General features: G+C 72.4%; 16 protein-coding genes. 14 read left to right on the top strand and 2 right to left on the bottom strand.

The window, feature by feature from the left end; genetic code table 11:
* The 10 genes from ABFY07_RS40335 to ABFY07_RS40290 all read left to right on the top strand — a co-directional run.
* Positions 1-567: TadE/TadG family type IV pilus assembly protein (locus tag ABFY07_RS40335; protein WP_346179228.1), on the top strand; the 567-nt coding region annotated here is incomplete at its 5' end.
* A 4-nt stretch (positions 568-571) separates the two neighbouring features.
* Positions 572-997: a TadE/TadG family type IV pilus assembly protein gene (locus ABFY07_RS40330; RefSeq protein ID WP_346179227.1), complete on the top strand. Its 426-nt coding sequence runs from the start codon at positions 572-574 to the stop codon at positions 995-997.
* Positions 998-1185: 188 nt separating this feature from the next.
* On the top strand, positions 1186-2544 hold the full coding sequence (locus tag ABFY07_RS40325; protein ID WP_346179232.1) for a TadA family conjugal transfer-associated ATPase: 1359 nt from the start codon (positions 1186-1188) through the stop codon (positions 2542-2544).
* Between the two features lie 6 nt (positions 2545-2550).
* Positions 2551-3489, top strand: coding sequence for a type II secretion system F family protein (locus tag ABFY07_RS40320; protein ID WP_346179226.1), 939 nt, complete (start codon positions 2551-2553; stop codon positions 3487-3489).
* Positions 3490-3504: 15 nt separating this feature from the next.
* The gene (locus ABFY07_RS40315; RefSeq protein WP_065963885.1) at positions 3505-4398 is read left to right on the top strand and encodes a DUF5936 domain-containing protein; all 894 of its coding nucleotides are present in this window, start codon (positions 3505-3507) and stop codon (positions 4396-4398) included.
* Between the two features lie 276 nt (positions 4399-4674).
* On the top strand, positions 4675-4839 hold the full coding sequence (locus ABFY07_RS40310; protein WP_170066575.1) for a hypothetical protein: 165 nt from the start codon (positions 4675-4677) through the stop codon (positions 4837-4839).
* Between the two features lie 8 nt (positions 4840-4847).
* A complete protein-coding gene (locus tag ABFY07_RS40305; RefSeq protein WP_346179225.1) occupies positions 4848-5567 on the top strand; it encodes a hypothetical protein in 720 nt (239 codons plus the stop codon).
* Between the two features lie 65 nt (positions 5568-5632).
* A complete protein-coding gene (locus ABFY07_RS40300; RefSeq protein ID WP_346179224.1) occupies positions 5633-6250 on the top strand; it encodes a hypothetical protein in 618 nt (205 codons plus the stop codon).
* A 7-nt stretch (positions 6251-6257) separates the two neighbouring features.
* Entirely contained in the window at positions 6258-6896 is a 639-nt protein-coding gene (locus ABFY07_RS40295) for an OmpA family protein (RefSeq protein WP_346179223.1), read from the top strand.
* 202 nt (positions 6897-7098) lie between these two features.
* Positions 7099-8415, top strand: a complete 1317-nt coding sequence (locus tag ABFY07_RS40290) for an SLC13 family permease (protein ID WP_346179222.1) — start codon at positions 7099-7101, stop codon at positions 8413-8415.
* A 116-nt stretch (positions 8416-8531) separates the two neighbouring features.
* On the opposite strand, the gene ABFY07_RS40285 is transcribed toward ABFY07_RS40290, so the two are convergent.
* Together ABFY07_RS40285 and ABFY07_RS40280 are read right to left on the bottom strand one after the other, a co-directional pair.
* Positions 8532-8942: a cold shock domain-containing protein gene (locus ABFY07_RS40285; protein WP_065963890.1), complete on the bottom strand. Its 411-nt coding sequence runs from the start codon at positions 8940-8942 to the stop codon at positions 8532-8534.
* Positions 8943-9068: 126 nt separating this feature from the next.
* The gene (locus ABFY07_RS40280; protein ID WP_346179221.1) at positions 9069-9425 is read right to left on the bottom strand and encodes a DUF192 domain-containing protein; all 357 of its coding nucleotides are present in this window, start codon (positions 9423-9425) and stop codon (positions 9069-9071) included.
* A gap of 90 nt (positions 9426-9515) precedes the next feature.
* Between ABFY07_RS40280 and ABFY07_RS40275 the strand changes: the two genes are divergently transcribed.
* The 4 genes from ABFY07_RS40275 (at position 9516) to ABFY07_RS40260 (ending at position 14218) form a co-directional block, all read left to right on the top strand.
* Entirely contained in the window at positions 9516-10259 is a 744-nt protein-coding gene (locus tag ABFY07_RS40275) for a prepilin peptidase (protein ID WP_065963894.1), read from the top strand.
* A 326-nt stretch (positions 10260-10585) separates the two neighbouring features.
* A complete protein-coding gene (locus tag ABFY07_RS40270; RefSeq protein ID WP_065963895.1) occupies positions 10586-11347 on the top strand; it encodes an isoprenyl transferase in 762 nt (253 codons plus the stop codon).
* Positions 11348-11750: 403 nt separating this feature from the next.
* Complete coding sequence (locus tag ABFY07_RS40265; RefSeq protein ID WP_346179220.1) at positions 11751-13088, top strand: PhoH family protein; 1338 nt, start codon at positions 11751-11753, stop codon at positions 13086-13088.
* A 413-nt stretch (positions 13089-13501) separates the two neighbouring features.
* On the top strand, positions 13502-14218 hold the full coding sequence (locus ABFY07_RS40260; RefSeq protein WP_451688620.1) for an aggregation-promoting factor C-terminal-like domain-containing protein: 717 nt from the start codon (positions 13502-13504) through the stop codon (positions 14216-14218).
* Positions 14219-14234 lie beyond the last annotated feature (16 nt).

The following is a 14234-nucleotide window of genomic DNA, read 5'->3' as shown; positions in this document are numbered from 1 at the left end:
CGGGCGCACCGCGGCGGCCCAGCGGGCCCCGCCGACCGCACGCTGACGGGCATGCGGCGCCGCCGTGCCATAGGGGCGGGCGGCGACGCGGCCGGCGCTGACCCGGCGGCGGGCGCCGGCGCCGGCACGGGCACCGGCCCCGACTCGCTGCGCGAGGTCCCCTCCACGCCCTCCGGGCGCTTCCTGCGCAAGCGGGGCGGTGACCGCGGCCAGGTCGCGGTCGAGTTCCTCGGCGTGCTGCCGCTCGCGCTGGTGGTGCTGGCCGTCATCTGGCAGTTCGTGCTGCTCGGCTACACGTACTCGCTCGCGGGCAACTCCGCCGACAAGGCCGCCCGCGCGGGCGCCGCGGTCGGCGGCGACGCGGCCACCTGCCAGGCGGCGGCCCTCGACGACCTCCCGAGCGCCTGGCAGGACAGCGCGCAGATCACCTGCGGGCAGGGCGCCGACGGTGTGTGGAAGGCCACGGTGAAGGTGCACGTCCCGGTGCTCTTCCCCGGCGCGGCGGACTTCCCCTGGCCGGTCACGGGCACCGCGGGCGCGGCGGACGAGCAGGCGGAGGGGGTGTGAGGCGGTGACTTCCAGGGCGGTGGCGCGCGGGGTGGTGGCCCGGTGTGGGGAGCGCACTGCGCGCGAGCGGGACCGGGACCGGGAGCGGGGCTCGGCCTCGATCGAGTTTCTCGGGTTTCTGCCGGTCCTGCTCCTCGTCGCGCTGGCCGCCGTCCAGTTGGGCCTGGCCGCGTACGCCGCGCAGCAGGCGGGGACGGCGGCCCGCGCGGCGGCGCGTACGGCGTCGCTGGACGAGGTGCGGACCAGCCCGGCGGCCGCGGGGGTCGCGGCGATGAGCGGCTGGCTGGCGGACGGCGCGGACATCAGCGTGGTCCCGTGCGGGGACGGCCGGGCGCGGGCGACGGCGACGGTGGCGATCCCGTCGGTGATCCCCGGAGCGAGCTTCGGCAGCGCGAAGAGGAGCGCGACGATGCCGTGCGACGACGGCTGACCCGGCACCCGGGGCCCACCACGCGGCACCCCCGCACCCGCACCGGGACCGCAAGCGCCCCCGCCCCGCCCCCGTACACCGACACCGACACGACCGACACCGACACGACCGACACCGACACGACCGACACCGACACGACCGGCACCGAGACGACCGGCACCGAGACGACCGGCACGAGGAGGACACCGATGAGCCTGCGGGCACGCATCACCGCGCCCGAAGGGCCCGGTGAGGGGCGGGAGGACGGGCATCTCGTCTCCGTCTACCGCGCCAAGCTGCTCGAGGAGATCGACCTCGCGGAGATGTCCTCGCTGGCCGCCGGGGAGCGCCGCACCCGCCTGGAGCGCGTCCTCGGGCACATCATCAGCCGCGAGGGCCCGGTCCTGTCCACCGCCGAGCGGTCCCAGCTGATCCGCCGCGTGGTGGACGAGGCGCTGGGCCTCGGCGTGCTGGAACCGCTCCTGGAGGACGCCTCGATCACCGAGATCATGGTCAACGGCCCGGACCAGATCTTCGTGGAGCGCGCGGGCCGGGTCGAACTCGTTCCGGTGCGCTTCGCGTCCGAGGAGCAGCTGATGCAGACGATCGAGCGGATCGTCTCGACGGTCAACCGCCGCGTGGACGAGTCGAATCCGATGGTGGACGCCCGGCTCCCGTCGGGCGAGCGGGTCAACGTCATCATCCCGCCGCTCGCGCTCACCGGCGCCACGCTCACCATCCGCCGCTTCCCGCGCGCCTACACCCTGCACGAGCTGATCGGCATGGGCACGCTGGACGAGCAGATGCTGCTGCTGCTCGCCGCGCTGGTGCGGGCGAAGTTCAACGTCGTGGTGTCCGGGCCCACCGGCTCCGGCAAGACGACGCTGCTCAACTCCCTCTCCGGGCTGATCCCGGAGGGCGAGCGGATCATCACCGTGGAGGACGCGGCCGAGCTGCAGCTCCAGCAGACGCATGTCATCCGGCTGGAGTCCCGCCCGCCCAACGTCGAGGGCAAGGGCCGGATCACCATCCGCGACCTGGTGCGCAACTCGCTGCGCATGCGCCCCGACCGCATCATCGTCGGCGAGGTGCGCGGCGGGGAGACCCTGGACATGCTGCAGGCGATGTCCACCGGCCACGACGGCTCGCTGGCCACCGTGCACGCCAACAGCGCGGAGGACGCGCTGATGCGGCTCCAGACGCTCGCCTCGATGTCGGATGTCGCCATCCCGTACGAGGCGCTGCGGGACCAGATCAACAGCGCGGTCGACTGCATCGTGCAGCTCGTCCGGCACGCCGACGGCTCGCGGCGGATCAGCGAGATCGCGCTGCTGGACAGCCACGGCCACGAGGACTACCGGATCGCGACCGTGTGCCGGTTCGACGCCGAGCCGATGGGCGGGGACCGGGTGGTGCGGGGGCGGTTCTCGTACTTCCCGCTCCCGGAGCGGGCCGCCGAGCGGCTGCGGCTGGCGAGCGAGTCGGTGCCGCCCGCGTTCGGCGTCGCCGCCTTCCCGGCGCAGCTGAGCGTGCGCGGCGCGGCGTACGGCCCGACGGAGCGGAGGTAGCCGGACATGGACCGACTGGCGGTGCTGACGGTCGGGGCGACGCTGGTGTGCGGCGCGCTGGGCGTCGCGGGCGTGCACACCTACGCCCGGGGCAGGGCGGCCCAGGAGGCCCTGTTCGACCGGCTCTCCGATACCGGGCGGCTGCCGCTGTCCGGCCGGCGGCGCCGGTTCGCGCGGGTGGACCGGCGGCTGCGCGCCACCCGGCTCGGGCGGAGGCTGGAGCTGCGGCTGGCCTCGACGGGTCTCGAGCTCACCCCCGGCGAGTTCTTCGTCTACACGGCGGGGGCGGCCCTCGGGCTGTGGGTGGTGGCGGCGTCGCTGCTGGCGGCGTTCTTCGGGCCGATCGCGGCCGTGGTCGCCGTCTGGTCCGCGTTCGCCTTCCTCAACTGGCAGCGGCAGAAGCGGATCGAGAAGTTCATCAACCAGCTGCCCGAGCTGTCCCGGATCCTGGCCAACGCCACCCAGGCGGGGCTCGCGCTGCGCACCGCGCTGGGCATGGCGGCCGACGAGATGGAGGCCCCGGCCGGGGAGGAGCTGGCCAAGGTCGCCGACAAGCTGGCCGTCGGCCACTCGATCGACGACGCGCTGGGCGAACTCACCGAGCGGCTGCCGTCCCGGGAGCTTGTCGTCCTGGTCACCACGCTGGTCCTGTCCAACCGCGCGGGCGGGACCGTCGTCAGCTCGCTGCGCAACCTCACCCAGACGCTGGAGGAGCGCAAGGAGACCCGGCGCGAGGTCCGCACCCAGCTGTCCCAGGTCACCGTCACCGCGTATGTCGTCCCGCTGATGGGGGTGGGCACGCTGCTGCTGATGAACAGGATCGCGGCGGGCTCCCTGGACCGGATGACCTCGTCCTTCTGGGGCCAGGCGGCGGTGGTGGCGGCCTTCGCGCTGTACGGGATCGGCTTCTTCCTGATCCGCCGCATGTCGAAGATCGACGTCTGAGAGGGGGCGGCGGACATGACGATCGGTGTGCTGCTGGCGCTGGCGGCCGGGCTGTCGGTGGCGGGGGTCGCGTACGGCGTACGGCTCTACCGCAGCGAGGCCAAGCTGCCCGCCGATCTGGCGGTGGCGCTGGAGGTCGGGGCGACGCGCACGACGGCGGTCGGCTCGGCCGTCGACCGGCTGGGCATGCGCTACGCCCCGTTCGTGCTGCGGCTGATGGGGGAGAAGCGGGTCGCGAAGGTGCGCCGCCGGATCGATCTGGCGGGCAATCCGGCCGGGTTGACGGTCGACCGCTACGCGGCGCGGCGCGCGGTGTACGGCGCCCTCGGCTTCGGCGGCGCGCTGGTGATGCTGATGAAGGGGCAGCTCCTGCTGGCCCTGCTGCTGGTCGCCTTCGGGCTGTTCTGGATCGAGGTCGGCATCTGGGCGGCGGTGCGGGAGCGCAGGGCCGCCATCGAGCGGACGCTGCCCGACTTCCTGGACGTGCTGGCGGTGGTGGTGAGCGCCGGTCTTGGCTTCCGGCAGGCGCTGGACCGGGTCGCGGAGAAGTACGAGGGCCCCTGGGCGGATGAACTCCGCATCACACTTCGGCAAATGGACATGGGGGTGAGCCGCAGACAGGCGTTCGAGGAACTGCGGAAGCGGAACGACTCGGAGCAGGTGGCCCAGTTCGTCACCGCGCTGCAGCAGGGCGAGGAGCTCGGCGCTCCGATCGTCGAGACATTGATCGCCATTGCGAACGACATGCGGCGCACCGACGCGCAGAACGCCCGGCGGCGCGCGGCCCGCGCGGTGCCGAAGGCGACCATGGTGGTCACGACCTTCATGGTGCCCGGCACGATGATCCTGCTCATCGCGGGGTTCTTCATCGGCTCGGGCACGGACTTCGGCTCCATCACGGGGGATTGAGGGCGCCGGTTTCGCCGAAGTGCCTTCGCGATTGCAATGGGATGTGGGACAGTCGGTCACGGAGGACTCCTCGGGGCCGGGAGGGGGTGAATCGCATGGGCCGCGCCCGCCGGAACGGGAAGCTGTCGTTCGGACGCTTCGAAATGGGCAGGCAATGGTGGCTGAGGCACTGTTCCCGGGCAGGTATTTCGGCGTACTTTGCTCGTGTCGCGAGCGGCACCACGGGGGTTGAGTCGCCGGACCTGAGCGGTAAGGCCACCCATGGAGGGGAACACAATGGGGAAGCGCGTCATGCGGAACGACCGGGGGCAGACCTCGATCGAATACCTGGGCATCATCGCCGTGGTGGTCGCCATCGTCCTCGTCCTGTCGACCACGGACTTCGGCAGCATGATCGCGAACGCCATCTCCGACAAGATCTCCGAGGTCGTCGACATCTGACCGGGCCCGTGACCGCTCGCCGCTCCCGCCTCGCCGGTGACGCGGGGCAGGCGTTCCCGATCTACATCACCGCCGTGGCGGCCCTGCTCTTCCTCGCCCTCGCCCTCTTCGCCGTCGGCCAGGCGGGCGCCACCCGCAACGGCGGGCAGACCGCGGCCGACGCGGCGGCGCTCGGCGCGGCCGAGGACTTCCGCGACCAGGTGCGCAAGGGCCTGCTCGACGCGATCGCCGACGGCTCCTCCTGGGAGGAGCTGCTGGCCGGCCGGGGCTTCGACCCGCCGCACGACCCGTGCGACCAGGCGCAGTGGTTCGCCGGCGAGAACGACGCGGACGTCGTTTCCGGCGGATGCGTCCCGGGCTATCTGCCCGTCTCCTTCACCGTCACGGTCAAGACCCGCGAGGCGGTCGGCAAGTCCGTCATCCCCGGTACGGAGACCAAGCACGCGACCGCGAAGGCCAAGGCGGTGGTGGAGCCCCGCTGCGTCCTCGACGAGCCGGCCCCGCTGCCCGACCCCACCGGGGACGGCAGGGGCGACGACGGCGGCAAGGACGACGACGGCAAGGACGACGGGGGCAAGGGGGACGGCGGCGGCAAGGACGACGACGGCAAGGACGAGAAGCCCGTCATCGACCTGGTCTGCGAGGGCGAGGACATCACCATCGACCCCGAGCGCCTCGACCTCTTCCCCGACGCCAAGGACCTGTTCTCCGTACATCTCGCCGACTGAGGCACCGACTGAGGCACCGACTGAGGCACCGACTGAGGCACCCGACGAGTAAAGGACAGCGAGTGATGAGCATTCGGCACACGACGAAGGCCCGGAGGGGGGCCGCCATGGGGGCACTCGCGGCAGCCCTGGCCCTCGCCGTGGCCGGGTGCGGCAGCGACGACGGCGGGAAGCGGGACGACGGCGCCTCGCCGAAGTCCACGGCCGCCAAGGACGACGGACGGGCCGGGGACGACGGCGGGAGCGACGGCGGGGACGACGGCCGGAACGAGCCCGCGGCCGACTCGGACAAGACCATCGGCGAGATCAAGGGCCCGAACGGGATCGTCGTCACCCTGCACTCCGCCGTCCGGGACAGCGGCGGGTTCGTCACCGTGAACGGGACCGTGACCAACCACGGGGACCAGCTGTTCAACGCGGTGGACTGGCGCTCCAAGGAGACCGAGATGAAGTCCCGGTCCTCCGTGTCGGGCGCCTCGCTCGTCGACGAGGCCGGCAAGAAGCGCTATCTGGTGCTGCGGGACACCGACGGGGAGTGCCTGTGCACGACCGGGCTCTCGGGCATCAAGCCGGACGAGAGCCGCCCGCTGTTCGCCCAGTTCCCGGCCCCGCCGTCGGGCGTGACCAAGGTCGACTTCCAGATCCCGACCATGCCGTCGGTCAGCATCGAGCTCACGGGATGAGCGGGCGATGACCACACTCCACAACGGCCGAGCCGGGCGCCGCGCCCGCGCCTGCCGGGGCTCCGTCCTCGTCGCGCTCGCCTCCACCGCGCTTCTGGTCACCCCGTCCCCGGCGGCCCGCGCCGACAGCGGCCCCGGCGCCCCCGCCGACACCGCGCCCCCCACGAAGATCGACGCCAAGGACCCCGATCTGCGGATGCCCGGGAGCGCCGAGCTGGCCCCCGGCCGGGTGCTGGACATCAAGTCCGTCGTCGAGACCGACGACGGGGACGAGCGCCGCGAGGACACCAACGCCAAGGTCAAGTTCGCGCTGCAGGCCGAGGTGCTGTTCGACAAGGACAGCTCCGAGCTGGGCGGCGAGGCCGGCGCGCGGATCAAGGCCATCGCCCAGGAGATCGAGAAGCAGAACGCGACCACCGTCCGCGTCTTCGGCTTCACCGACGACCTCGGCTCCGCGCTGCACGGCATCAAGCTGTCCAAGGAGCGGGCCGACGCCGTCCAGCGCGCGCTCTCGGCGAACCTGGACTCCTCCGTCCACTACCAGATCCGCGGCTACGGCGAGCAGTACCCGATCGCGGACAACTCCACGGAGGAGGGGCGCAAGAAGAACCGCCGGGTCGAGGTCAGCTTCGGCCGCGCGGGCTAGCTCGGTTCGCGCCGACTCGGTTCGCGCCGGCCCGGTTCGCGCCGGCCTGGTGCGCGCCGGCCTGGTGCGCGCCGGCCTGGTGCGCGCCGGCCCGGTTCGCGCCGATTCGGTTCGCGGGGGCTCGGTCCGCGCCGATTCGGTTCGTACCAGCCGGTCCGCGCCGGCCCGGTTCGCGGGGGGCCCTGGAGGCCCGTCCGGACGCATGTCTCATGATGGTTGCGTTTGTCGCACCGGACCGGGAGTCCCCCTGAGCACCGCCCTCGCCGAGACAGTCTCCGTCGCCCTGCTGCTGGGAGTGCTCGCCTTCGCCGTCGTACGGCCCCGGGGGTGGCCCGAGGCGGTCGCCGCGGTGCCCGCCGCCGGGCTGGTGGTGGCGGTCGGGGCGGTCTCCGTCCCGGACGTGTGGCAGGTGACCCGCAGGCTGGTGCCGGTCGTCGGGTTTCTGGCCGCGGTGCTGCTGCTGGCCCGGATGTGCGCCGACGAGGGGCTGTTCGAGGCCGCCGGGGACGCGGTGGCCCGGGCCTGCCGGGGCCGTACGGACCGGCTGCTGGCCGGGGTCTTCGCGGTGGCCGCGGTGGTCACCGCCGTGCTCAGCCTGGACGCCACCGTGGTGCTGCTGACGCCCGTGGTGCTCGCCACCGCCGGCCGGCTCGGCGCCCGGGCGCGCCCGCACCTGTACGCGTGCGCCCACCTGGCGAACTCCGCGTCCCTGCTGCTGCCGGTCTCCAACCTGACCAATCTGCTGGCCCTGAAGGCCAGTGGGCTGTCGTTCACCCGGTTCGCCGTGCTCATGGCGCCCGCGTGGCTGGTGGCCATCGGCATCGAATACCTGGTCTTCCGCCGCTACTTCGCCGCCGACCTGGCCGCCGGGACCTCCCAGCGGCCACCCGGCCGGCGGCCCGAGGTGCCGGTCTTCGCCCTGGTCGTGCTGGCGCTCACGCTCTGCGGGTTCGTCGTCACCTCGCTGGTCGGCGCGGATCCGGCCTGGGCGGCCTGTGCGGGCGCCCTGGTGCTGGCGGTGCGCGCGGTGGCGCGCGGCCGGGAGACCGTACGGGGCGTCGTCTCGGCCGCCGCGCCGCTGTTCTGCCTGTTCGTGCTCGCGCTCGGGATCGTGGTCGAGGCGGTGCTCGCGGGCGGGCTGCGCACCGGCCTGGCGCACCTGCTGCCCAGCGGGGACGGCCTGCCCGCGCTGCTCGCGATCGCCGGGGTGGCGGGCGTGCTGGCCAACCTCGTCAACAACCTGCCCGCGGTGCTCGCGCTGCTGCCGATCGCCGCCGCGGGCGGGCCCGGCCCGGTCCTCGCCGTGCTGATCGGCGTCAACCTGGGCCCGAACCTCACCTACGTCGGCTCGCTGGCCACCCTGCTGTGGCGGCGGGTGGTGCGCGGCGCCGGCGTGACCGGCCGCTCCGGCGAGTTCGGCCTGGGCGACTTCACCCGCCTCGGGCTGCTGACCACCCCGGCCACGATGGCCGCGGCCACGGTCGCGCTGTGGGCGATGCTGCGGGCCACCGGCGGCTGAGCCGAGAGCCACCGGAGGCCAGTGGCGGCCGAGCTACGGGTCACCGGCGGCTGAAAAGGAACCGCCGCGCGGGGAGGCCCCCCGCGCGGCGGTTCGGATACGGCGCTGTCGGCCGCTCAGGACTCGATCCAGTTGTGCGCCTGGGCCAGCTCGATCACCCGTCGGCGGATCTGCTTGATCTGGTCGGCGGTCAGGGTGCCGCCCACCTCGACCAGCGCCTCGGTCAGCTCCTGCCGGAACTCGGACACCGACAGCACGTCGCACATGGTGTCGTCGCCGGAGTCCGGGGACGGACCCGGCACGTGGGTCCGGACGACGCCCCGCTGGATGATCCGGACCTCGGACGCCTTGGGGCCCTTGTCGCCGTACTCCGGGATGAACTCCACCTTGCTGCCCGGCTGGAACAGGTGCTTCTCGTCCAGCAGGTCGTTCGCGTGCATGAAGACGTCCTCGCCACCGTCGTCGGGAGCGATGAAGCCATAGCCGCGGAACTCGTCAAACCGCAGAATCTTGCCCGTGGTTGTCACCGTGCAACCCCTACCCCTGTACCTCTACCTCAACGACCCCGATACGCGATCGAGGGTGTCCAACCATGACACCGAGGCCTCAGCGTACAGCTCGGCCGGTGCCGCGGCTATGCGTCGGGCGGGCGGCTACGCGGCGGGCGGATGGACGGCGACGCGGGCTCCGGCCCGTATCCCCCAGCGTTCCATCGCCCCGGCTTCGGCCTCCAGGACATGGCGCGCGCGGGGCCGGGGCAGCCCGAGCCTGCCGGGGCGCATGGTGCGCACGGCCAGCACGGTCAGCCGGCGGTCCAGGTAGGCGACGTCGATGGCGAAGCGCATCCCGAAGGTGTGGACGCTGCTCGCGGGGGTGAGCAGCAGCGCGCCCGCCACCCCGTCCCGGCCGAGCAGCCCGCGGGTGCGGGCCCGGTAGGAGGCGGCGACCTCCAGGGGGATGTCGGTGGCGCCCACGCGCAGCGTTCCCGTGCCGTCCCGCCAGAGCCCCATCCCCGCCCGCCCTTCCGCTCCCGGTTGATTCCGCTCTCGGTTGAGTCGGGTCGAGTGTCGCACCCGCCCCCGCTTCCGTAGGCTCGGCCCGTGCTTGTGCCCCTGGTCCTCCTGGCCGCCGGCTACGGCGCCGCGGCCGGACTGCTGGTGCCCCGAGCCCGCTATCGGCTGGCCGTGGAGCCCGAGGAGCCGTGGCGGACGGCCTGTCCGCGCGGCCATGCGCTCACCGGGGCGGCCCGGGGCTGGCTGGGGCTCGCCCGCTGCCCGGGCTGCCGGGCGGGGGAGCGGGACTACGGGGCGGGCGCGCCCGTGACCGCCGCCCTCACCGCGCTGGTGTGCGCGGCGCTCGCGGCGGCCGTCGGGGCGCGCCCCGAGCTGGCGGTGTGGCTGCTGCTCGCGCCGCCGATGGTGCTGCTGGCGGGCGTGGACCGGGCGGTACACCGGCTGCCGGACGTGCTGACGCTGCCGCTGGCCGCCGGGGCGGCCGCGCTGCTCGGCGTGGCGTCGCTGCTGCCGCACAGCGCCGGGTCCTGGCGCCGGGCGCTGCTGGGCGGGGCGGCGCTGGGCGGGGCGTATCTGGTGCTCTTCCTGATCAGGCCGAGCGGGATGGGGTTCGGCGATGTGAAGCTGGCCCTGGGGCTGGGGATCGCGCTGGGCTGGTACGGCTGGGCGGTGCTGGTCCTGGGCGCGTTCGCCGGGCTGCTGCTGGGCTCCTGCTACGCCGTCGTCCTGCTGGCGACGCGCCGGGCGACGCGCGGGACCGGGATGGCGTTCGGCCCCTTCATGATCCTCGGGGCCTGCGCGGGGTTGCTGCTCGGGGGGCTCGCGGCCTAGGGGGGCGCCCGGGACGACACTCATTCTCTTGCTCGTCGGTGCCTGGACTATCCCTCACAAAGCGTTATGGTGGAAGCCCCCCCTCGGGCCGGTCCGTATCCCCCCCACGGACCGGCCCGCTTCTTTTGTGGGTGATTCCGGGGCGTACCGGCCGCCACCTCCGACGGAGCGCTCACCAGATGGTCACGGAGAGTGATTGCTTGGGGGGTGGACGGTAGCGCCAGGGGGCGCACCCGGTTCGCCAGCGCCCCCCACCCGCAGTAGGGTGTCGGCCTTGGGCGGACCGCCATCGCAAGGCATTGCAAGGCACTGAGGGGCTGGAAGACGTGAAGTTGCGCGACCTGGTGTACGGCCTCTACGCACGCCGGGTGGAAGGCCGCCTCGACCACGCCCAGGTGCCCAAGCACATCGGCGTCATCCTCGACGGGAACCGTCGCTGGGCCCGCGCGGCCGGGGGGACCACCGAGCAGGGGCACAAGGCGGGCGCGAGCAAGATCCAGGAGCTGCTCGGCTGGTGCGACGAGACGGACGTCGAGGTCGTCACGCTCTGGATGCTGTCCACCGACAACCTCGACCGCCCCGAGAAGGAGCTGATCCCGCTCCTCGGCATCATCGAGGACGCGGTCCGCGACCTGGCCGCCGACGGGCGCTGGCGGATCCACCACGTCGGCACCATGGACCTGCTGCCCGCCCGTACCCAGGTGGTCCTCAAGGAGGCCGAGCAGGCCACGGACCACGTCGACGGCATACTCGTCAATGTCGCGATCGGCTACGGCGGCCGGCAGGAGATCGCCGACGCGGTGCGGTCCCTGCTGCTCGACCACGCGAGCAAGGGCACCAGCTTCGAGGAGCTCGCCGAGATCGTCGACATCGACCTCATCTCCGAACACCTGTACACCCGCGGCCAGCCCGACCCGGACCTGGTCATCCGCACCAGCGGCGAGCAGCGGCTGTCGGGGTTCATGCTCTGGCAGAGCGCCCATTCGGAGTACTACTTCTGCGAGGTCTTCTGGCCCGCCTTCCGCAAGGTCGACTTCCTCCGCGCGCTGCGTGACTACGCCGCACGTCACCGGCGGTACGGCTACTAGTCCCATACGCGGTACGGCAGTCGGGCCCGGGCGGCTCACCCGTCCGTACGGTTTCCGCTACGCCCCCCGTCCCCTCCGGCTACGGGCGGGTCTCACAACGTTCATGTGCGCGCCGTCATATGCCATTGCATGGCCGCGCTCGTTCGAGGGAATATCCCTTCCAGGTCGACGCCCTGCCCCACCTGTCCTAAGGGGGTCGAACTGCCAGCGGGCGGCATGCGCCGTCCGTCCGGGAGGCCCTTTGCACACGGACGACTGTGCGGATCGTGCGTATGACGCGGAGGGCCGGCGCTCGGCCCTCCCCGCAGGGCCTGAGCCCGGTCCGTCCCCCGCCTGCGGGCCGGGGGACCCGTTCCCGCGACGCCGTCGCACCCCAACCTCTCCCGAGGGGGTTCGTCCACCCGTGGTGACCAGCAAGAAACGCCGCGAGCACGACCGGCGCACCTATGTCCTCGACACCAGCGTCCTGCTCGCCGACCCGAATGCCATGGCCCGCTTCGACGAGCACGAGGTCGTGCTGCCGGTCGTCGTGGTCACCGAGCTGGAGTCCAAGAGGCACCACCCGGAGCTGGGTTACTTCGCCCGCCAGGCGCTGCGCCTGCTGGACGAGTACCGGATCCGGTACGGCCGGCTGGACGCCCCGATCCCGATCGGCGATCTGGGCGGCACCTTGCGTGTCGAGCTCAATCACTCCGACCCGGGCGTGCTGCCCGCCGCCTTCCTGACCCACGGCGGCCGGGTGGGCGACAACGACTCGCGGATCCTCGCGGTCGCCAGGAACCTCCAGGCCGAGGGGTACGACGTCACGGTCGTCTCCAAGGACCTGCCGCTGCGCATCAAGGCGTCGTCGGTGGGGCTGCTCGCCGAGGAGTACCGCGCGGAACTGGCGATAACCGACTCGGGCTGGACCGGGATGGCCGAGCTGACGGTCTCCGCCGAGCAGGTGGACGACCTCTTCGCGGCCGAGGCCGCGTACGTCCCCGAGGCGGCGGAGCTTCCGGTGCACACGGGCCTGGTGCTGCAGTCGGAGCGCGGCAAGGCGCTGGGCCGGGTCACGCCGGACGGGCAGGTGCGGTTGGTGCGCGGCGACCGCGAGGCGTTCGGGATCCACGGGCGGAGCGCCGAGCAGCGCATCGCGCTCGACCTGCTGCTCGACCCGGAGATCGGGATCGTCTCGATGGGCGGCCGGGCCGGCACGGGCAAGTCGGCGCTGGCGCTGTGCGCCGGCCTGGAGGCGGTGCTGGAGCGCCGGCAGCACCGGAAGGTAATGATCTTCCGGCCGCTGTACGCGGTGGGCGGGCAGGAGTTGGGCTATCTGCCGGGCACCGAGGCGGAGAAGATGAGCCCGTGGGCCCAGGCGGTGTTCGACACGCTGTCGGCGGTGACCACCTCGGATGTGATCGAGGAGGTCGTGGGGCGCGGGATGCTGGAGGTGCTGCCGCTCACCCACATCCGGGGCCGCTCCCTCCATGACGCCTTTGTGATCGTGGACGAGGCTCAGTCACTCGAAAGAAACGTCCTGCTGACCGTTTTGTCCCGCATCGGCGCCAACTCCCGGGTGGTACTCACCCATGACGTGGCGCAGCGGGACAATCTCCGCGTCGGGCGCTATGACGGCGTGGTGGCGGTGGTCGAAAAGCTCAAGGGACACCCGCTGTTCGCGCATGTCACCCTCACCCGCTCCGAGCGGTCGCCGATCGCGGCGCTGGTGACCGAAATGCTCGAAGACGGCCATATCTGAGGCAGTTGACCGGACGCCGCGCCGCCGAGCCGAAAGAGCTTAGCGGCGCGGCGTCTTGGCGCGCCTGGTTTTCCGGAAATCCTGGGGAGTAAACGGCGTGTGAGCTTTCACACGCAACGAAGAATTGCCTCCGGGCGTCCGCTTCCGGCAGTGTGTGGGTCCTGTCAGGCCCCGCGTACGGCACACCAGTACCCCCAGCGGTACGGAATCACAGAAGTATCAGAACTAAACAGCGTTCGCCGTACGCCGCCCGAGCACCTTGCGGCCCTCCCTGGGAGGGTCCACCGGGCCAGCGCCTCCCGTGGCCAGCCATTCCCCTGTACGACAGGGGGACGGAACAAGGGGAGGCCAGCGTCAGGGGCACGATTGCGTCCGCGAGGTCACCTAAGCGGGCGATGCTGGAAGGAAACCGTGTGAGCCGGATTTCGGTCCGGGGATTCGCAGTGGCCTCCGCCACCGCGGTCACCACTGTGGGCGCTGTCGTCGGTGTCGCCGCGGGGGGCGAGCAGAGCTCGACCGACCCCTCGTACGAGGCGACGGCCGCCGACTCGACGCTCCTCGCGGACATACCCGCCGGCCAGCAGGCCGTGGCGCAGACCGCGTCCCTGACGCAGCAGGCGGACGTCCAGTCCACCGCGGCGGACGCGGAGGCGAAGAAGTCCGCGGAGGAGGCCGCCCGCAAGCAGGCCGCCAAGGACGCGAAGGCCAAGAAGCTGGCCGCCGAGAAGGCGGCCGCCGAGGCCAAGGCCGCCAAGGAGCGCGAGGAGGCCAAGAAGAAGCTCGCCGCGAGCCGTTCGGCCACCCGCGACGCCGGCAGCTTCGCGCAGCAGGCCTCGTACACCATCGCCGAGGTCCAGTCCATGGCGCGCCAGATCGTGCCGGCGGACCAGTTCCAGTGCTTCAGCAACATCGTGAGCCACGAGAGCGGCTGGAACTACAAGGCCACCAACGCCTCGTCCGGCGCATACGGTCTGGTGCAGGCGCTGCCCGGCTCCAAGATGGCCTCGGCGGGCGCCGACTGGCGCACCAACCCGGCCACCCAGATCAAGTGGGGCCTGAACTACATGAACGAGCGCTACCAGAGCCCCTGTGGCGCCTGGTCGTTCTGGCAGGCCAACCACTACTACTGATGCCTCTCGGCTCACT

The sequence above is a fragment of the Streptomyces sparsogenes subsp. cuspidosporus genome (assembly GCF_039532705.1).
Taxonomy (GTDB): Bacteria; Actinomycetota; Actinomycetes; order Streptomycetales; family Streptomycetaceae; genus Streptomyces; species Streptomyces sparsogenes.
Note: the sequence above shows the minus strand (reverse complement) of the source record. Positions and strands in the feature narration are given on the sequence as shown.